Below are 18582 nucleotides of genomic sequence, written 5' to 3' on the forward strand. Positions count from 1 at the left end.
CTATAAGTAATAGCCCAATTCCCTTCAAATAGCCCTTACTGTAACCATACTAGGCTCCACTCGTGAGGCAGCTATTAAGAACGAACGGCGGGCGTCTGCTCCACGTGTAGGGTTCATTTCTGGCTCACGAATCCGCCCAAAGCCTCACAGGCTCCGCCTTGGGGCCGTAATATACTACCGAGCCCGATAGAGTGTCTCGCTTGCTCGAACGGTGCGTTACGGCCAAGGTAAAGCGCATTGCCCCCTCGCCGAGGTGAGCCGGGGCCGGGAACACACCCTACGACCAGGGGCAAACAGCATTCCAATGCTCAGCATTAGAACGAGGGCTAACTGGTCTGATGCTTTAGGCCGCAGTCTCTAGAGTATCCCAACTAAAAAACACCCCTTTCAAGGACTCGCACTCGTCGCGTTGGGCCTGCCGCAGTGAGATCCCAAACAAGTATTTAGCTGGAACACTCCTAGCTGAGGCCAGTACTGGGCAATGATGTCGTAGCAGACGATGACATCATTGCTGCCCCCAGCGCATCAAAGGCAGCGTGATGGTTTTAGCAGTGGCTGATTTTCTACTCGCAGGACGGCTAGCCCCTTAAATCCTACGCATTTCAGCAGCGTATCCACAGGACTTCCCAGTAAAATACGTGGGTACTAACACGTTGCCCCCATGCTAACGGCCCTGCACATCGAGAACTTTGCCCTGATCGACCAGCTCGATCTGCGGCTAGAGGCGGGGCTAAACGTGCTGACGGGCGAAACCGGAGCAGGCAAATCCATCATTCTCGACGCCATCGATGCCGTGCTGGGGGGCAAGGCAAATCAAAGACTGGTGCGATCGGGCAGCCAAAAAGCCCTGGTCGAAGCCAGCTTCGACGTCCCCAAAGAAATCCACACCTGGCTAGCCGAGCAGGAGTTCCCCGCCGCCGAGGGGGCGCTGGTGCTGCGGCGCGAGCTGACCCTGGGCAAAACCCTGCGCAGCCGATCGTTTCTCAACGGCAGCCCCGCCACCCGACCCCAGCTCGAAGGGCTACGCCAAAAACTGGTCGAAATTACCGCCCAGGGTCAGACGGTGCTGCTGGGTTCGGGCGATCGCCAGCGAGAGTGGCTCGATGGCTTTGGCGGTGCCCGCCTGGTGGCCCAGCGCCAGCAGGTCGCGATCGCCTACGAAGCCGCCGCCCAGGCCAAAAAACGCTTAGATACCCGTCGCAAAGCCGACCAGCAGCGCCGCGACCAGCTCGACCTGCTCCAGATGCACCGCCACGACCTAGAGCAGGCCCAGCTCGACGACCCCAACGAGCTAGATCTCCTGGCCCAAGAGCACGATCGCCTCAACCACAGCGTTGACCTCCAGCAAAACAGCTACGCGGCCTACCAAATTCTCTACGAAAGCGATGCCGGGGAAAGCGCCTGCGCCGACCTGCTGGGCAAAGCCGAAGCCATCCTCATCGACATGGAACGCTACGATCCGGCCATTACCTCGATTTTGGGCATGGTCAGCGAAGCCCTCACCCAGATCGAAGAAGCTGGGCGCGCCATCAACGCCTACGGGGCCAGCGTCGAGGCCGACCCCCAGCGGCTCGAAGAAGTGGAAGAACGCATGCGCCAGCTCAAGGCCCTGTGCCGCCGCTTTAGCCGCACCTTGCCCGAGCTAGTGGCCTACCGCGACGAGGTGATTCAATCCCTAGCTGAGTTATCGGGCGAAGGCCAGTCCATTGAGGCTCTAGAGGCCGAGGTCGAAAAGACCCAGGAAATCTTGGGGGATGCCTGCACAAAACTCACCCAGCTCCGCCAGGACGTGGCCCAAAAGCTAGAGACCCGCCTGATCAACGAACTCAAACCCCTGGCTATGGATCGGGTGCAGTTTCAGGTCGAACTCAAGCCCATTGCTGCTAGCGCTACCGGGGCCGACGGCATTCGATTTTTGTTTAGCCCCAACCCCGGCGAACCGCTGCAACCCCTGGCCGAGACCGCCTCGGGCGGCGAGATGAGCCGCTTTTTGCTGGCGCTGAAGGCCTGCTTTTCTCAAGTAGACCCGGTGGGCACCCTGGTGTTTGACGAGATCGATGTGGGGGTGTCGGGGCGGGTGGCCCAGGCGATCGCCGAAAAGCTCTACCAACTGGGTCGCCAGCACCAGGTGCTCTGCGTCACCCACCAGCCCATGGTTGCCGCCCTGGCCGATGCCCACTATCGAGTAGGCAAGCACATTGTGGAAGCTGCTGCCAAAGGGCGTCAGGCTACCGGTACCGAGGGAGAACGAACGGTTGTGCGAGTGCTGCCCCTCTCGCAGACAGAGCGGCGGGAGGAGCTGGCCCAGCTAGCGGGGGGCGAGTCGCACCAGCAGTCTCTCTCCTTTGCGGAGGCGCTGTTGTCCCAGGCCGACAGCATTCGCGAAAAGCTGTGATGTTGATGGGCAGTTTTCTACAGCTCACCAGGCTAACAACTGGCCAACTTCCCCTCCCAGGGAGGGGCTAGGGGTGGGTCTACTCTGGCATCAAGCCCTTTAGCTGCCCAACGCAACCCCTGTACAGGCGCGATTTGACTCACCCCGCCCTCCGGGCACCCCTCCGGGGAAGGGGAGGGCGTTATCCTAACCTGAGGTTAAATCACTGTTAGGTCTCAGCCACACTGGGCTTTCGTCGTCGAAAATCAGCCTCAAGCCGTCGCGTTCTAAAAGTTGGGGCCAGCACCTATGGATTTTCTCCTCACCATCGAACCCCTGCTGGAGGATCCGTCGCTGCTGCTCGAAGACCCCGCCATTGAAGCGCACCTGCGCCAGTTTTGCCTGGTGCTGTCGGTGTCGCTGGGGGTAGCCACGCTGTCGCGGATGTTTAGCGTGCTGCGCAACATTCCCTACACCCTGCTGCTGCTGCTGGTGGGCCTGGGTCTGGCGGTGCTGGATGTGCGGCTGATCAACCTGTCGCCCCAGCTGATTTTGTTTATCTTTTTGCCGCCGCTGCTGTTTGAGGCCGCATGGAACCTCAACTGGAAAAGACTGAAGCAGTACGCGGTGCCTGTGGTGCTCTATGCGATCGTCGGCGTGATTATCTGCGTTAGCGCCCTGGCATTCGGGCTGCAAGCCTTTGCTGGGGCGTCTCTGGCCACGGCGCTGCTGGTGGGGGCCAGCCTGTCGGCCACCGACCCGGTGTCGGTGGTGGCCCTGTTTCGCGAGCTGGGGGTCGACAAAAAGCTCACCACGGTCATGGAAGGCGAAAGCCTGTTTAACGATGGCGTGGCGGTGGTGGCCTTTAACCTGCTATTGGGCATTGCCCTGGGCCTAGAGCAGTTTGACGTGTCGGTGACGGTGGCCCGGTTTTTGGTGTTTGTGGGCATTGGCATTGGCATCGGCGGGCTCATTGGCTTTGGCCTGTCGTTTCTCACCCAGCGGTTCGACATTCCTCTGGTAGAGCAGTCACTGACTCTGGTGTCGGCCTACGGCACCTACTTAGTGGCAGAAGAGCTGGGCGGGTCGGGGGTGATCGCCGTGGTGACTACGGGCCTGATTTTGGGCAACTTTGGCTCGCGCATTGGCATGAGCCCCCGCACCCGGCTGGTGGTGTCTGAGTTTTGGGAGTTTATGTCGTTTTTCATCAACTCCATCGTGTTTTTGCTGATCGGTGACCAGGTGCAGTTTCAGGGGCTCATCGACGAGCTAGACAAGATTTTGATTGCGATCGCCCTCATGATCGCCGCCCGCGCCGTCAGCATCTTTGTCCTGGGGGCCATCAGCAACGCCGTCACCGGTCCCGATATGGATTTGCCGGTGAAGGGGCAGATTATTCTCTGGTGGGGGGGGCTGCGGGGGTCGGTCTCGGTGGCCCTAGCCCTGAGTGTGCCCGCTATTTTGCCCGATCGCCAAGAGATCATCTCCATTGTCTTTGGGGTGATGCTCTTCACCCTGATTGTGCAGGGGTTGACCACCAAACCACTGCTAGAGTATCTAGGCCTGCTGGGCGACCAGCCCATGAAGATCGAGTACAGCCAGCTGACCGCCCATCGGGTTGCCCTCACCCGCGTCATGAATCGCCTCAAAGACATGAAGCAAAATGAGGAGTTTGACCCCGAGTTTGTGGGCTACCAGATGGCCCTAGTCGATGGCGAGTTGGACACAGTCAAGGAAAAACTGGCCAAGCTCGAACAGCAAAATGACACTGTGCGCGAGTTTGCCTCCGAGCAAATGCGAGAAGAACTGCTGGCGATCGAAGCCGACACCTACGCCGAATTTATCCGCGCCGGACAACTCAAAGAAACGCTGACGCCGCTGTTAGAAGGGGTGCTACCCGATCGCATTGGGGAGGCGCATTAGAGTGAGGGAGCTGTGCGCCCGCATCGTCACCCTTCAGCCGACGCTGTCCTCCTCCTGATACCAAATCTGCTCTTGCAGCGCCTCATTCTCTAGGCTCAGGGCCACCGCCCGCTGCTTGAGGCCGTCGCGCTCGGCGGCGATCTCCTGGCAGCGGTACTTGAGGCTGGTCTGTTGGTGAAACTGCTGCCCTAGCTCGCTGCTGAGCTCGGCAATTTTTTGCCGCTGGGCCTCAATGATGGCTTTTAGAGCGACGGGGTCATCCTCTAGAGCCGGGGTAGTGGGGGCCAGCGTCTCACCGTGGTCTGGCATCGGCCCGCCCATACCGTTGGTGCTAGTGATGTAGGCCTGCATCCGAGCCAGGGTGACTTGGTGGCGGGTCAGCGTCGTGTCGAGGTGCTGAATGTGCTGCTGGGCGGCTTGCAGCTGGCTGCTAAGGCTGACGGTGAGCGATCGCGCAATCATCACCTCCGAGTTTAAATCTAGATCCTGGGCGGGGGGGCGCCCCAGGGCTAGGCTCTGGTAATAGTTTTTGAGCCGCACCAGGTAGTCTTGCACCTCGGCCTGGCCCTGGTGAATGCGCGATCGCAGCCGCTCTAGCTCCATCTGCTGGTCAGACACCAGTCCCTTGATCCCTTCCACCAGATGGTCGAGCACCTGGTGCTGCCACTGATCTTTGGCATCGAGCTGCTGCTTGAGGTTGAGGATGATTTTTTGCTGAACGTTGGAATATTCTTCGGTTTGCACCAGATGAGCCTGGAGCATGTCGTGATTGGCTACCTGCTCCTGCATATCTTCTAGAGATGCTTTAGCCTGGTCGAGAGCCTGCTGCAGTAGGCACACCCGTTGCACAAGCTTAAAGTCCAGCGAACTCTCCTGGAACATAGACAAAACCGGTGAAGAGAAACTCAGGATCGGACGGGTAGACTCGCAACGTAGATGCTCTCAGTGTGGGTAAAACCCTACCAGACTCAGGGCCGTGACGACTGTCTAGGGCATTACTTGACGTCACGACTATACGAAAACTTTACAGGGCCGCAGGGGCTAAATCGAGAGGGGTCAAAACCCTGCTTGAGGAGCCAAAATGAGCCACCACAGGCTCAGCCCCAGCAGCCCCGTGCAGCCGTGTTGAATCCACCGTTGAGGGCCAGACTGGCGGCAAATCTTGGTCGTTAGCCACACCGACAGGGCCATGCCCAGCAGCAGTGTTACACCCTGCAAAAAGGCTACCACTGCCGGGTGGGCAACCCAAACCGGCAAATTTGCCCCTGAGACGCCAAGGGTGGCCAAAGACACCGGCAAAATACGCCCCCCCTCCCCCAGACCCAAGCGCAGATAATGGGCCAGATTAGCCGCCCACACCAGAGGCAAGTAGCCGTAGGCCAGTCTCACCACCGGGCGCGGCGATCGCCCCTGGGCACGCCGCCATATCCCTTGAATCCCTTCTACGGTCAGGGGCACCAGCGCAGGCAGCGCCAGCACTCCCAAGGCGATTAGACTATGGCCCCATACCGTATCTACAGGCAGATGGATGCCTAAGCGAGTCTGAAGCTCGGGCAGGCGGTGCAGATAGACGGCCCCCAGCAGCAAAAACATCAACGCCACTTCAGACGACCGGGGGCGGTGGGTGGTCCACAGCTCAATGCCGGGGGGGCGCAGGTTTAGCTCTACAGAGCGATGGGGGCAGGCCTTGAGACAGGTCATACACAGCACGCAGTCACGGTTGTCTTCGAGCTGGGCCGGGTGAGAATACAGGGGGCAGCCGTTGGTTTCCTGGCCTTCCCCTTTGGCCGGGCCACCCTTGTAGCACTGGTAAGTGGTGCACTCCGCCGAGCAGATGCCCTGCTGTGCCCGCAGCTCGGTGACCGCGAGTTTCGCGAATAGACCATTCATGCCGCCGATGGGGCACAGATAGCGGCACCAAAATCGGCGCTCAAACAGGGCCGAGAAAATCATTGCCCCGGCGGTGATCAGCAGCAGCAGGCAGGCAGAGAGGTAGGCCGAGTCTTCCAGATGCCACACCTCTTCCCACACCAAGATCAGGGTAAACAGGCCAAACAAAAACCAGCCGCCCCAGCGCTCGGCCGCCTGCCGGGGCCAGCGCTGGAGTTTGCCGGGAAACAGCTTTTGCGAGATCCACTGGGTGACTTCGCCGTAGATCATAAACGGGCACACGGCGCACCACAGCCGCCCCAAAACGGGAAAGCTCAGCAGCACCAGGGGCCACCACCAAGCCCAAAACACCGTCAGGGCAACATTCTCACGGCGCTGCTGGGGGCCAAACCAGAGCACGGCGATGACGACGGCGAACAGAGTGAAGGTAATGCCGTAGTTGATGCGATCGGGCCACCAGGGGCTGCGCAAAAATTGCCGCAGCTTGGGGTAACGGTTCAGGAGATTCAGCCGCAGCTGTTTCTTTTTGCTCTGGGCCGGCCAGATAATCTCTTCGGTGATCAGCCCGCCCCCGGAGAGCTGGGCCGCCGCCCGCTCCACCAGGTTCCCTAGCTCCCGCAGGTTGTTAGGGAAGTCGTAGGATTGCAGCCGTCGAATCGCCTCGGGGGTGACGGTAATGCGCCCGGTGCCCCGGCGGCGGCAGATCAGCGACAGATAGTAGTTCACCCAGTCTTCGATATCGGCTTTGCGCACCCGCAGAGGCGGCACCTTGATCGTCTCTGCGATCGCATTGCTGAGGACGGGCAACCCCTGCTCTGAGAGCAAAATAATTCGGGCTTCAGCATTGATCAGGGGAGCGGTTTCGCCGTTGCGCCCCACGGGGCGGTACTGCCCGGTCTTGAGCAGCTGGGCCACGGGTTCGACCAGGTCACTATCCAGCTCGTTGGGATTGTTGAGTACCAGGGTGCCGGGGCCGAGCGCGGCTAGCAAGCCCATGCGCCCTCCCGATCGCCCAAACAGATCGGCCCCACTGGCCTGGAGCTGGCCGCAGTCTACCTTAATGATGGGCAGTCGTCGCTGGGTCGAGCCAAAGTGAACCAGGGCGGCGAGGTTATCTTTTTCTAGCCCCGGTTCACCAAAGATCAGCACTGACCGACGGTGGCTGGCGGCAGAGCGGATTTCGGCCCGCAGGCGATCGCCGTACCGGCTGCGGCCAATCACCCCCCGCTTAGCCTTGGCCACCAGATAGGGGCGCAATACACCCTGGCGCTCTTGCTCTAGATCAAACTGAAACGACAGCCGCTTGACCGCATCCACCAGCTGCCGGGTAAAGGTTTGCAAAATGCCGGGGTATTGCTCTACCAAGGCTTGAAACTGCGATCGCTCAAGAAACCAGAGGGTGCTGTCGCCTAGGGTGCGAATGGTTTGCTCCACCGGCTGATCCAGCAGCAGTGCCTCCAAATTTAGCACCGCGCCGGGTAAAAAGCTGACACCCCCCAGCTCGGCCTCAGTGGCCAGCTTGCCTCGCCAGACAATGTAGAGCCCCTGGGGGTCTTGCCCCGCTTCAACCACCGTTTCCCCCGCCGCTAGGGTAATCTCCTGCAACTGGCGGGCCAGGGGGGCCAGGGTGGTGGCGGGCAGCAAAGTGAGGGGGGTGCGCTCCTGCAAAAAGATCACCCGGTCAGATACAGTCATGGCAGTTCACCCACGCTCTACGTTCACCCATACTCGACACGGTGTAGCCCCATGATGATGGTAAATGACCTCTGGGTGCCCCTGGCATTACTCAGCTTAATCATTGCGGCGGCGGTGGCCTTTAGCCGGGCGAAGTAAGCGATGTCTCTTCCAACTCGGGTGGAGTTTTTCCCTGGGCAAAACTCCGCGTCTGTCCGGCGATCAGGCCTCTAGAGTTGCCCCTACGGTTTTTGCTATACGGTCGATTCGGTGTAAAAACCCCGCATTCTCAGGGGTAAGCCACACCTGTATAAACCTGTTAGGTCTGCAAAGATAGTCATGTCAGCTCAAGGAGATAGCAATGGCAAAAAACTTTTTTGGTAAGCCCCTGTTTGGCAAGACAGTTATGAACTGGTACCGTCAGTTACTGCGCAACTCAAAATATCGGTGGGTGGTGTTATTTGGCACCCTAGTTTACCTGGTTAGCCCCATTGATATTGCCCCTGACATGATTCCTGTTTTGGGATGGCTAGACGACGGCCTGATCGCCACGATCGCCATCACCGAAATCACCCAAATTTTGCTCGATCGCAAGCGCAACCTGCGCCAAACCTCAGAGGGTATAACCATGGCCGAAGCGATTGACACCGACGAAACAGTCATTGATATAGACTCCGTTGCCGTCATTTAGTACCTAGATTCATCGCTGGCCGAGCAGCAGCAAAGCTAGCAGTTCTAACCTCACTCTTGGGACAATTCTTGCTTTATTCAGCGATCGCCGCCGCGTAGGATGGGCACCGCCCATCATCAGATTAAACGCTTCAAAAATTGCCCCACCCAAAGTTTCTAACCCCATTTTTTAATCAGGAGAAGACCCATGCCCAACACCGTGCAAGACCGCGTCAAAATCGAGTGGGAAAAAGCCCAAAAAGAGGGTGGCCAGCGCGTCAATCGCATTCGCGAAATTCTCGGGGCCGCTGCCACTGAAGCCCTCGCCGAAATCAAAGAAGGCTCTGGCGAGCTCGAAGCCCAAAGCCGCAAAACCCTGGCCGAGATGATCGAACAGCTCAAGGCCAAAGAGGCCGCCGAGGCCGCCCAGGCTGAAGCCGCCGCTGAAGCCTTCATCGCGGATGAAGCTGTTGACGAAACCGGCACTGCCCCCAGCTGGGGCGACATCTTAGCTGAGCTGGGCAACCTGGCTAGCGATCGCAAAGGGGAGTGGGCCCAAAGCCTGCTGGCCAAACTGCAAGAGCAGATCGATCGCTTTGACACCGACATGGCCACTGAATACGGCGATCGCTACGGCATCCTCCGTCCCCTGGTGCAAGGCTTTCGCTCCCTGGTAGCGCTAGCCACCAGCAAACTGACCCAGCCCGCAGAGGCCAAAGCTCCTGCCCCAGTTCACATCGTCGTGCTCGATGAGACCGATAGCGAGGCCGATAAGTCGGTCAACGGCTAAGGTTGGTTGTGTGTTTAGTCCCTAGGTAAAAAAAAGCGCCGCGATCGCGGCGCTTTTTGCTGTGCTGTGAAGCAGAGAAAACTAAAACGGCCCAGGGCATCTATGGGGTCGGCTCCGCCGGGCGCAGGGCCTTGAGTTCGGCCTCCAAACTCTCCAGGCGGGCCTGAAGCTGCTGGTTGGCCTCTAACAGCTCGTTGGTGCGGCTGCTGAGGTAGGGGTCACTCTCCCACCAGTTGATGCCAATTTCTCGGGCCTTATCAACCGAAGAGATGATCAGCCGAATGCGAATGCTCAGCAGTTCGGTAGAGCCGACCGAGACCGAGATATCTCCGGCGATTACGATACCCTTGTCGAGTACCCGCTCAATCACATCCACCAGGGAAGACCCCTGAGTAGCGGTAGCCATGCTACGGCCCAGTTGGGGGCGAGAGGCGGGGGCGTTGCTGGTCACGGCAGTTACCTTCAGTTAGAACTCAGCTAGAACTCAGAGCATAGCCCTGGAGTTGCCCGTCCACTTCCTGCTTTTCAATCAGCCCCTGGTCGAGCATCGACTTGAGGGCGTTGACCACCTGGAAGCGGTTGAGACTTAGAGCTGCCTCGATATTAACGAGAGACACCGTCCCCGCCGCATCTAAATAATCAAAAATGCGGGTTTCAAGATCGTCATTTAGGCTAATTTCGACCTCGGAGAAGGCTTCTACCTGGGCCTCAGGCTCGGGCTTAAGTTCGGCAGCGGGTTCTAGAACAAGATCCTCAACCTCGGGCGCTGCTGCTAAAACTGCATCCAAGGCGATCGCCTCTGGTTTTGGCAAATCTTCAACAGTTACAGCTTCTGGATCCACCGCCGAGATTTCATCCAGGACAGCCTCGGGCGCATCTTCCTCGAGGGGCATCTCCAGCGGTGCCAGCACCGACTCCTCCTCTTCTTCACCGTGGAGACGGGCCGCAGGCTGAGGCTCGGGCTTGAGCGTGAGGTCGTTGACTAGCTCTGCCTGAGACACCACAAAGCGGTTAAACAGGTTCCACAGGTGGCGGGTGGCGTCGGGGCCAGGCTCTTTAGAACGAGCCAGCAGAATGTCGCTGCACAGGTCGCGGAAGTCGGCGTTTTCGGCCAGGGGCAAAATGCCGTGGTCGTGGCAGATAGTGGCGATCATCAGGCTGGGGCGCAGGCTCGAAACCATGTCGGGCGCGGCAGCGGACTGGAAAGCCTTGACCAACTGCACAATTTGCAGGGCCGCAGAGCCATCGATGCCCACCTTTTGCACCAAAATCTGCTGCTGGGCCAGCTCGTCGGGCTCGGGCATGTTGATGGTGATCAGGCGGTCTTGCAGGGCGTCTTGGGTGCCGTGGACGCCACAGTATTCTTCGGGATTAGAGGTGAGGATGGCGCGGAAGTGGGGGCTGACGCGGATATATTCAGCCCGGTTGTTGCTGGGGGGCAGCACCAGGAGTTTTTCTTCGAGGGCCGACAGCAGCACGTTGTTGACCTCGGGGCGCGAGCGGTTGAACTCGTCGTACACCATGGTGAAGCCTTCGCGGCAGGCCAGGGTGAGGCGCGAGTCGATCCAGTTGTGGCGCAGCTCGTCTTCCACCTTCATGACGCTGTGGATGTAGTTGTCAACCACTTTTTTGCGGGTGTAGCCCGACTGATTGCCGATCAGGTCTGAGGTTTTAAACTCGTCGTCACCAAACAGCAGCATGATCGGGCGGGCCAGCAGGTCGGCCAGGTGTAGCGCCAGGGTGGTTTTGCCAGTGCCAGCGGGGCCTTTGAGGTGAATCGAGTACCCCGATTGTAGATACCGCAGGGCTCTGAGGGTGGTTCGCTCCAGGGTGGGGGTAGAGACGAAGTTGCGGGGGCGGGCTTGGAGAACGGTATTCACAGATCGGCTTCCTCTTGTACGAGATAGGTGCGGTCTTGCTTAACCACAAGGTCTTTTTGAATCAGCGATCGCAGGGCGTCGACGGCCTGAAAGCGGTTGATACCCAGCTCGGTCTCAAGTTCACTGAGACGAGCGCCCTGAGCCAGGTGCAGGTAGTTGTACACCACCTCTTCGAGGGAAGGGAGCTCAGGGGCGGGGGGCTCGGCCACGGCGACTGCGGGTGCAGCAGCAGGAGCTTTGGCCGGAGCCATGACGGTGGCTACAGGGGCGGCGGCTTTAGCAGTGGCGATCGCGCGGGCCGGGGCCGCTTTGGCAGCCGGTCTGGCTGGGGCCACCTTGGCTGGGGTGGCTTTAGAAACTGCCGGCTTGAGGGCTACGGTCTTAGCTGCGATGGCCTTAGGCGTCGCAGGGGGGGCGATCGCAGGTTTAGCTGTCGGTCGTGCCGAGGTCGAGGTGACCGCGGGGCGGGTGGCAACCGGGCGAGTGGCTGGCGTGGCCTGAGTTGTCACAGCACCGCCCCACACAATGTGAGATAGCTCTGCCCGCTGGGCCTGGAGCTGGTGGCGAAAGTCAGCCAGCTCGTCAAACATGGCATCGACCGATTCGCTCAGGGTGGCGCGATCGCTCTGTCGCCTGACCTGATTTTCTGCCGCTGCCTGCTGGCGCACGGCGGTCAAGTCTTTCAGCGTAGCCTGCACCTGCACCTGAAGGTCTTCGACATAGGCGGTAAGCTGAGGCAGCAGTTCGGCCCGCACCATCGCCTGGCGTTGACGGTAACCCGCCAGATCCACAGTGGTTTGAGCTTGAATCTCGGCCACCTGCTGCTGCACCTGGCGCAGCTCTTGAGCAATCTCTAGGCGCAGCTCGCTGACGGTATCTTGCAGCACCTGGCAGTCGTACTCTAATTTTTCGCGCATCTCGGCGGCACTGATCTCGCGATCGCTCTGATACTGAGCCAGCAGCACCTCAGTTTCGACCTGGAGCTGCTGTACGTAGTCTTGGCGAGCCTGCTGGCGAGGCAAAATCTCAGCCTCGCGATCGGCGGTGGTCTGGACTAGCCAAAGCGCGGTGTTGGCGCGCAGATCGGCCATCAGCTGGTCGAGGTCTTGGCGCAGCTGCACAGCGTGGGCCAGCCGGTCAGCCTGCCAGCGCTCCAGGTCGGTCGAGACCTGATCGCGCCGGTTAACCACCTCGCTCTGGCGCAGTTGTCGTGCGGCTTGCCACTGGTCAAAAAGTGCTGTCACAGGACTGCTCTCCCTTTTGTGCAAATGAAATAGATTGGAAATCAGGCCAGTCAGGCTGGGGCTGAATCTGAGAAAAAGTTCTGAGTCAGACTAAGAATAGTTTTTCTCAGTGCGGCAAGGGGAGGAAATAGCGCAGAAAAGTTAACAGATACTCGACTTAAACAACCATTACGGTGACCAAGTCTTGGGATAATTTTGGGGCGCTGGCCTGAAGCTTGCCGGGATAATTTTGTGGTGGAGAATGGTAGATCTTACGGAAGCACGTAGCTTACCGATGGGGCAGCTGGGCCAAGGTTAAAAACCTAGCCGCTGCCCCATGGGTGGCGAAGATCGGTGGTGATCTTCTAAGCAGCGGGAACAGCAGCTTGAGCAGTCAGGCCAACGGCTTCGGCGTACTTGAGGTAGGTGTCGACGGAGGCAATGACGACGCGGGCTTCGATCGCCAGCAGCTCAATACCTACCAGAGAAACCCGAACCCAAGCATCGACAACAATGCCTTTGTCCAGAATGCGGTCAACAACTTCAGCCAAGCTAGAGGAAGAGTTTACTTTTTCAACAGCCATGATTTTGAACCCCTAAACAGTTAATGTGTGCGATGAAACTGTGTGCAATGAAACCGCGAAGAGAATACCCTCCAAAACACTGGCCTGCCACTGCAAAGAAGCGGTAGAAACAGGCGTAGTGCGTAGGGCCTATCCCTTGCACATTTGTATTCTGCCCATCTGGTTCAAAACACTCACAATTTAGAGAAAATCAATTCATCTATCGTTACCTGGTTACCGGTGGGCCCTAGCCCCAATTGCCGAAACCCTTTGCAGTAGACCAGTTCGGGCAATATGGTTGATAATTGAATCAAATCCAAATCCAGAGGTAAAGGCCTGTCTGTGGGAAGGCGATAGCTCTCGAGTTGGACTTGATACAGAAGCAATTTTTTCGGCCCAGGTCCAGCGATGATCGACGACGTAAACCTAGACGTGCTGCTGCAAAGCCTCAAGCAGGAGGATGAATACCAGCGCGAACTGGCCACCGCCGCCCTGTGGCAGCACTGGTTTTACCAAAAGGGTGAGGCGGGTAACGAGCGGCTGCAAGCGGCCCAAACCTTGGTAGAAGACGATCGCCTCGACTCTGCCGAGAACCTGCTGTCAGCCCTCGTGACAGAACTGCCTGACTTTGCCGAAGCCTGGAATCGTCGGGCGGTGCTCTACTACCTACAGCGCCGCTACCGTGAGGCGCTGGCTGACTGTCAGCGGGTGATTGACCTGGTGCCTTACCACTTTGGGGCTCTCCACGGCCTGGGGCTGTGCCACGCCGCCCTGGGCCAGTACCACGACGCGATTCAGGCGTTTCGGCAGGCGCTGGTGGTGCAACCCTACGCCCTGGTCAACCAGCGGCTAATTTTAGAATGCACGGCGCGGTTGAGCTAGGCGATCTCAATTTCTGATAGTAAAACCGTCAAAACTTATGGCATCGCCGCCCCGCGATCGGCGGTTTAGGCTAGAATCGCTGGCAGATTATGGCAGTAAATAGGACGATGGTAAAGGGTTTGAAACGGAGCAGCAGCGAGCCAATGGCGGGTTTAAAAAAGTATGTCTGGCGATCGCAGGCGGTGGCCCTGGGAGTGATTTTGTCATCTCTGGCCGGGGGAGGGCGCAGCGCTCTGGCCCAGTTTCCCCCTTGTCCACCCCCCGCCGCCAACGAGTACCTACTGCTGGTGCGCAGCAACACCGAGGCCGAGCGCACCCGGGTGCAAAACCTGCTGCCCTCCAACAGCACCGTTATGGTCTGCGACTATTTGAATGACACGGTGGTGCGGGCAGGCGGCTTCACCAACCTGGAGAATGCCAACGCCTGGGCCCAGTATATGACCGAGGTCGAGGGCTTTCAGGCCTTTGTAGCGCGCCCGGCCACCACCGCTACCCAGCCCAGCCCACCAGCCCCAGGTGCCACGCCCCCCGCCACGGGCACCCCCACCACCAACGGATCAACGACCGCCCCTGCCCAGCCTGTGGTCACCCAGCCGGTACAGACGGCCTACGCCCCCCAGCCCCTGGGGACTGGGTTTGCAGTACTGGTCGACTATCAGCTACAGCCCGAGTCGGCGATCGCCATTCAGCGCCAGGTGGGCCAGGCGGTGGGGCTAGCGGTCTATCGCCAGCGCCCATACCTATTAATTGCCCACAGCCCCAACGTCGATGGAGCCGCCTCAACCCTAGCGGTGCTCTCCGGGCTTGGCATCCCCGGCTTCATTGTTGACAGCCAAGAGACCGTCATGCTTACCCCAGCGGTGGCGCTGACCGGGCCATAAATGGTTGTTGCCCCTCTGGCCAATCACCGTACCCTACCCTGAGACCTCAGTAGGCCGGAGCAGCTAGGCAGGAAATCATTGCCCCGAGAGCTGACCCGGCGATCACCTGAAATGGAGTGTGACCCAGCAGCTCTTTGAGACGGTCTTCGCTGAGCTCAGGCTTTTCTTGAAACAGCTCATCGATGATCTGGTTGAGCACCTTGGCCTGCTTGCCAGCCGCCTGGCGTACCCCCGCCGCGTCATACATGACAATGATCGAAAACACGGCGGTGGCAGCAAACATGGGGCTAGCCCAGCCCGTGGTTTGGCCTACGCCACAGGCCAAAGCCGTGACCAGGGCTGAGTGGGCGCTGGGCATGCCGCCGGTGCCCATCATGGCTCGCAGGTTGAGCTTGCGGTGGCGCACCAGCTCGATGATTGCTTTTAGCCCCTGGGCGGCAAAACAGGCGATCAGCGCCACAATCAGCACGTGGTTGTCAATAATGTCGCTAAAACTATTCATCGGCTCAGGCAAACCCCGGTAGGTACGAAAAATTAGTGGGTACGGGCAACAATGTAGTCGGCGATCGCCAGCAGCGGCCGGTTTAAGTCACCAAACCCAGCCAGGCTATCTTTTGCAGCTGCGATCAGCTGGTCGGCCTGCCGACGCGACTCGTCTAGCCCCCACAGGCTAGGATAGGTGACCTTTTGGGCCGCCACGTCTTTACCCACCGACTTGCCCAGAGTCTCGGCGTCAGAGGTGATGTCGAGAATGTCATCGACAATCTGAAAGGCCAGACCGATGCGCTGGGCGTACTGCCGCAAACTTTCTAGCTCATCGTCACTCGCTCCGGCCAGCATGGCCCCCGAGGTGACCGAAATTTCTAGCAGGGCTGCGGTCTTGTGGTTGTGGATGTAGGTCAGGGTTTCGAGGGTAACATCAGGATTGCCCTCGCTGGCCAGATCAACAATCTGGCCCCCCACTAGACCCTCACCGCCGACGGCTTTGCCCAGCCCGGCAATGACCCACAGCACGCGATCGGGGCTAGCCCCCAAGGTCTGGGTGGCCACATGTTCAAAGGCATAGGTGAGCAGAGCATCGCCCGCGAGAATGGCCACATCTTCGCCGTAGACCTTGTGGTTGGTGAGGCGTCCGCGCCGATAGTCATCGTTGTCCATGGCGGGCAGATCGTCGTGGATCAGCGACATAGTGTGGATCATCTCTAGGGCGCAGGCGGTGGGCATGGCCACATCCAGCCCTCCCCCCACCAGCTCACTGCTGGCCAGACAGAGAATCGGCCGCAGCCGCTTGCCCCCCGCTAGCAGCGAATAGCGCATGGCTTCGTAGAGAGTCTCGGGGTAGCGCAGGGCCAGAGCCTGGTCGAGAGCGGCCTCGACCAAAGGGCGCCGCTCGGCCAGATAGGCTTCCAGATCGAAGGAGTGGGCGGGCGAGGGGCGAGAATCGAGGGAGTTGGTTTGCACCATGGCGGCAACAGACGGGTGGATAGATAGAACTGAGCGGGACAGCTGGCCCTACAAACGATTCCGGTAGCTGGTGACGGTGTTTTCTAGCAGCATGGCTACGGTCATGGGGCCAACGCCACCGGGCACGGGGGTAATGGCCCCCGCTACAGGCTCTACCGCAGCATAGTCGACATCGCCAACTAGGCGAGCCTTACCGTCGGGCTGCTCGACGCGGTTAATGCCGACGTCGATCACCACGCTGCCAGGTTTGACATCGGTGGCGGTGATCATGCCAGGCCGCCCCACTGCCGCCACTAGAATATCAGCTTGCCGCATCAGCGCGGACAAGTTGGCGGTGCGAGAATGGGCCAGGGTGACGGTGGCATTGGCCTCTACCAGCATTAAGGCCATGGGCTTGCCGACCAAAATGCTGCGCCCCACCACTACCGCGTTGGCTCCTACCAGGTTGATATTGGCGGCCTCTAGCAGCCGCATGACGCCGTAGGGGGTGCAGCTGCGCAGGCCCGGTTCGCCGCGTACGAGCCGTCCCAGGTTGACTGGGTGCAGACCATCGGCGTCTTTCTCAGGATCGATGGCGTTGAGCAGGGCGACGGCGTCGAGGTGGTCAGGCAGGGGCAGCTGCACCAAAATGCCGTCTACGTTGGGGTCGGCGTTGAGCTGCCCAATCAGGTCGGCCACTTCAGTTTGGGTAGCGGTGGCGGGCAGGTGTTGACCGTAAGAGGTGATACCTACCTGCTCGCAGGCTCGTTCTTTGTTGCGCACATAGGCGGCGCTGGCGGGGTTGTCGCCCACCATGATCACGGCCAGGCCTGGTGGGCGACAACCCTGGGCCGTCAGAGTTTGAATCTCCAAGGCTAGCTGGGACTGAATCTGGCTGGCCAGGGTTTTACCGTCGAGAAGTTGGGCCATGGCAGAGGTGCGCTAACCTAATGTTTGAAAACAAGCTGGAACGAGAAGGGTGTGAAAAGGAACTGATACGTAGCTTGACCCAGTCTGGCCAAGGGCTGGTTTTGATGCTTTCCCAGTGTCTCAGATTTTGATCCTCGCGGTGCCAGCGATCGCTCCTCAGAAACGCAAAAAATCCTTTTCCCAGCTTAGACGCGGAGTTCTGCCTGGGGAAAAGCTCCAGATCCCGATGTGGACTTGCCCAATATGAACTTGGTCTAACCGTCACAACATGCTGCTATGAACTTCCTAAACCGCCGTTTTACCCACCTCAGTGTTGTTGGTCTGGCTCTGGTGGCGATCGCCAGCTGCGGTGCCCGTGTCGACGCCACGGTAGGCTATGCCTTGCGCGATCGCATCAGTCAGCTGCCTGGCCTGGCCTGGGTTAACCCCGTGATCCCGATTGCTGACGTAGGTCAGAGCCGCCGTACCACGGTGTACCTGGCGGGTAGGGTAGACCGCCACCTGCCCCTGGTGGGTCAAGGGTTGTACGAACTGGTAGATGACTCTGGCGCAATTTGGGTGCTCAGCCCTAGCGCGCCTCCACCGGTGGGCACCATGCTCGCGGTACGGGCCACCATTCAGTACGAGCAGATTTTGTTGCGCGGCCAAGATGTGGGCGAGCACTACGCTGAGGAACTCGAACGGCTGCCCCAGGAGGGGTGAGCCACTACAAAACTTTCCAAACTACAATTGCTCCGATCAGTTCTATCTCAAGGTGGGTTTTCTCCCTGACTCGGTGGGGTTCTTTCTCCGTTGTTGGGGCATGGAAAATGGTAGTCTCTTAGAAATGCTGTGTATTGACATTCACACTGGTAGGAGAGGATTAGGGTAAATGAAACAACTGGTTGGCCTACTCGTTGCGCTGGCGGTGCTGTTAGGTTGGGTCAGCAGCCCTGCTGTGGCACAGCCGATTTCTGGGGCAGATTTTCTAGTCGTCCCCTTCGAGGCCACGGCTTTGTTGGCAGAAGCGTCTGCTGGAAATGCGGTAGACGCTAAATTAAGTACGGAGTACGGGGCTAAGTTTGACCTCAACAATGCCAACGTACAGGGCTTTAGAAAGTTCCCAGGGCTGTACCCCACTCTGGCTCGCAAGATCCTGCTCAATGCCCCCTACGATGACGTTGAAGACATTCTCGATCTGCCTGGCTTGAGCGAGCAACAGCTCGATATCCTGCGGGCTAACCTCGATAACTTCACCGTTACGCCCCCTGACTCAGCCTTTGTGGAGGGCGGCGATCGCTTTAACAATGGCGTTTACAAATAGGTAAGCCTTATCCAAGTCCACTCATCCCAGCCCAAAGGTTGAGTTTTGTCCGAGGGCAAGCTATAGAGTTTGAGCTGGACTTGGTATAGCGGGTTCACTACTCTATCTGTATCTAGCGGCCCTGGCTGGTCGAGTTGGCTCTAGTAGTCAGCGTCAC

The 18582-nt window shown here is 59.1% G+C and carries 18 protein-coding genes; 8 read left to right on the top strand and 10 right to left on the bottom strand.

The features are described 5' to 3' along the window. Positions 1-661 precede the first annotated feature (661 nt). Together recN and AC0QKW_RS12860 are read left to right on the top strand one after the other, a co-directional pair. Positions 662-2395, top strand: coding sequence for a DNA repair protein RecN (recN, locus tag AC0QKW_RS12855; RefSeq protein ID WP_473151469.1), 1734 nt, complete (start codon positions 662-664; stop codon positions 2393-2395). Between the two features lie 288 nt (positions 2396-2683). Next, positions 2684-4297, top strand: a complete 1614-nt coding sequence (locus tag AC0QKW_RS12860; protein WP_473151470.1) for a cation:proton antiporter — start codon at positions 2684-2686, stop codon at positions 4295-4297. A gap of 33 nt (positions 4298-4330) precedes the next feature. Here the strand turns inward: AC0QKW_RS12860 and AC0QKW_RS12865 are convergent, their stop codons facing one another. Then, positions 4331-5179 carry a hypothetical protein gene (locus AC0QKW_RS12865; protein WP_473151471.1) on the bottom strand — a complete coding sequence of 283 codons (849 nt, stop codon included), beginning with the start codon at positions 5177-5179 and terminating at the stop codon, positions 4331-4333. Positions 5180-5353: 174 nt separating this feature from the next. After that, a complete protein-coding gene (locus AC0QKW_RS12870) occupies positions 5354-7882 on the bottom strand; it encodes a cyclic nucleotide-binding domain-containing protein (RefSeq protein ID WP_473151472.1) in 2529 nt (842 codons plus the stop codon). 340 nt (positions 7883-8222) lie between these two features. Between AC0QKW_RS12870 and AC0QKW_RS12875 the strand changes: the two genes are divergently transcribed. Then, positions 8223-8552: a YkvA family protein gene (locus AC0QKW_RS12875; protein ID WP_473151473.1), complete on the top strand. Its 330-nt coding sequence runs from the start codon at positions 8223-8225 to the stop codon at positions 8550-8552. Positions 8553-8561: 9 nt separating this feature from the next. On the opposite strand, the gene AC0QKW_RS12880 is transcribed toward AC0QKW_RS12875, so the two are convergent. Continuing rightward, on the bottom strand, positions 8562-8717 hold the full coding sequence (locus AC0QKW_RS12880) for a hypothetical protein (RefSeq protein WP_473151474.1): 156 nt from the start codon (positions 8715-8717) through the stop codon (positions 8562-8564). A gap of 21 nt (positions 8718-8738) precedes the next feature. On the opposite strand from AC0QKW_RS12880, the gene AC0QKW_RS12885 reads away from it, so the two are divergent. Beyond that, positions 8739-9320: a hypothetical protein gene (locus tag AC0QKW_RS12885; RefSeq protein ID WP_473151475.1), complete on the top strand. Its 582-nt coding sequence runs from the start codon at positions 8739-8741 to the stop codon at positions 9318-9320. A 100-nt stretch (positions 9321-9420) separates the two neighbouring features. On the opposite strand, the gene AC0QKW_RS12890 is transcribed toward AC0QKW_RS12885, so the two are convergent. The 4 genes from AC0QKW_RS12890 to gvpA all read right to left on the bottom strand — a co-directional run bounded on the left by AC0QKW_RS12890 (position 9421) and on the right by gvpA (position 13007). Further along, positions 9421-9771, bottom strand: a complete 351-nt coding sequence (locus tag AC0QKW_RS12890; protein ID WP_473151476.1) for a gas vesicle protein — start codon at positions 9769-9771, stop codon at positions 9421-9423. A 22-nt stretch (positions 9772-9793) separates the two neighbouring features. Beyond that, the gene (gene gvpN, locus AC0QKW_RS12895) at positions 9794-11200 is read right to left on the bottom strand and encodes a gas vesicle protein GvpN (protein ID WP_473151477.1); all 1407 of its coding nucleotides are present in this window, start codon (positions 11198-11200) and stop codon (positions 9794-9796) included. Next, a complete protein-coding gene (locus AC0QKW_RS12900; protein ID WP_473151478.1) occupies positions 11197-12444 on the bottom strand; it encodes a hypothetical protein in 1248 nt (415 codons plus the stop codon). Before AC0QKW_RS12900 ends, gvpN begins: the two co-directional genes overlap by 4 nt. Before the next feature lie 344 nt (positions 12445-12788). Beyond that, entirely contained in the window at positions 12789-13007 is a 219-nt protein-coding gene (gene gvpA / locus AC0QKW_RS12905; protein WP_017300094.1) for a gas vesicle structural protein GvpA, read from the bottom strand. Between the two features lie 390 nt (positions 13008-13397). Here gvpA and AC0QKW_RS12910 point away from each other — a divergent pair, with 390 nt between their 5' ends. Beyond that, entirely contained in the window at positions 13398-13868 is a 471-nt protein-coding gene (locus tag AC0QKW_RS12910) for a tetratricopeptide repeat protein (RefSeq protein WP_473151521.1), read from the top strand. 143 nt (positions 13869-14011) lie between these two features. Beyond that, entirely contained in the window at positions 14012-14749 is a 738-nt protein-coding gene (locus AC0QKW_RS12915) for a hypothetical protein (protein WP_473151479.1), read from the top strand. A gap of 46 nt (positions 14750-14795) precedes the next feature. On the opposite strand, the gene AC0QKW_RS12920 is transcribed toward AC0QKW_RS12915, so the two are convergent. From AC0QKW_RS12920 to folD, 3 genes are read right to left on the bottom strand one after another with little or no spacing between them, the layout of a single operon-like run. Further along, positions 14796-15251 carry a divergent PAP2 family protein gene (locus AC0QKW_RS12920; RefSeq protein WP_473151480.1) on the bottom strand — a complete coding sequence of 152 codons (456 nt, stop codon included), beginning with the start codon at positions 15249-15251 and terminating at the stop codon, positions 14796-14798. A 32-nt stretch (positions 15252-15283) separates the two neighbouring features. Further along, entirely contained in the window at positions 15284-16213 is a 930-nt protein-coding gene (gene crtE / locus AC0QKW_RS12925; protein WP_473151481.1) for a geranylgeranyl diphosphate synthase CrtE, read from the bottom strand. Between the two features lie 48 nt (positions 16214-16261). Then, entirely contained in the window at positions 16262-17122 is an 861-nt protein-coding gene (gene folD, locus AC0QKW_RS12930; protein ID WP_473151482.1) for a bifunctional methylenetetrahydrofolate dehydrogenase/methenyltetrahydrofolate cyclohydrolase FolD, read from the bottom strand. A gap of 276 nt (positions 17123-17398) precedes the next feature. Between folD and AC0QKW_RS12935 the strand changes: the two genes are divergently transcribed. After that, on the top strand, positions 17399-17824 hold the full coding sequence (locus tag AC0QKW_RS12935; RefSeq protein WP_473151483.1) for a hypothetical protein: 426 nt from the start codon (positions 17399-17401) through the stop codon (positions 17822-17824). A 169-nt stretch (positions 17825-17993) separates the two neighbouring features. After that, positions 17994-18425 (top strand): photosystem II complex extrinsic protein PsbU, encoded by a 432-nt coding sequence (gene psbU, locus AC0QKW_RS12940; protein ID WP_473151484.1) that lies wholly within the window; start codon positions 17994-17996, stop codon positions 18423-18425. Positions 18426-18582 lie beyond the last annotated feature (157 nt).

The organism is Pseudanabaena sp. PCC 9330 (assembly GCF_055795045.1).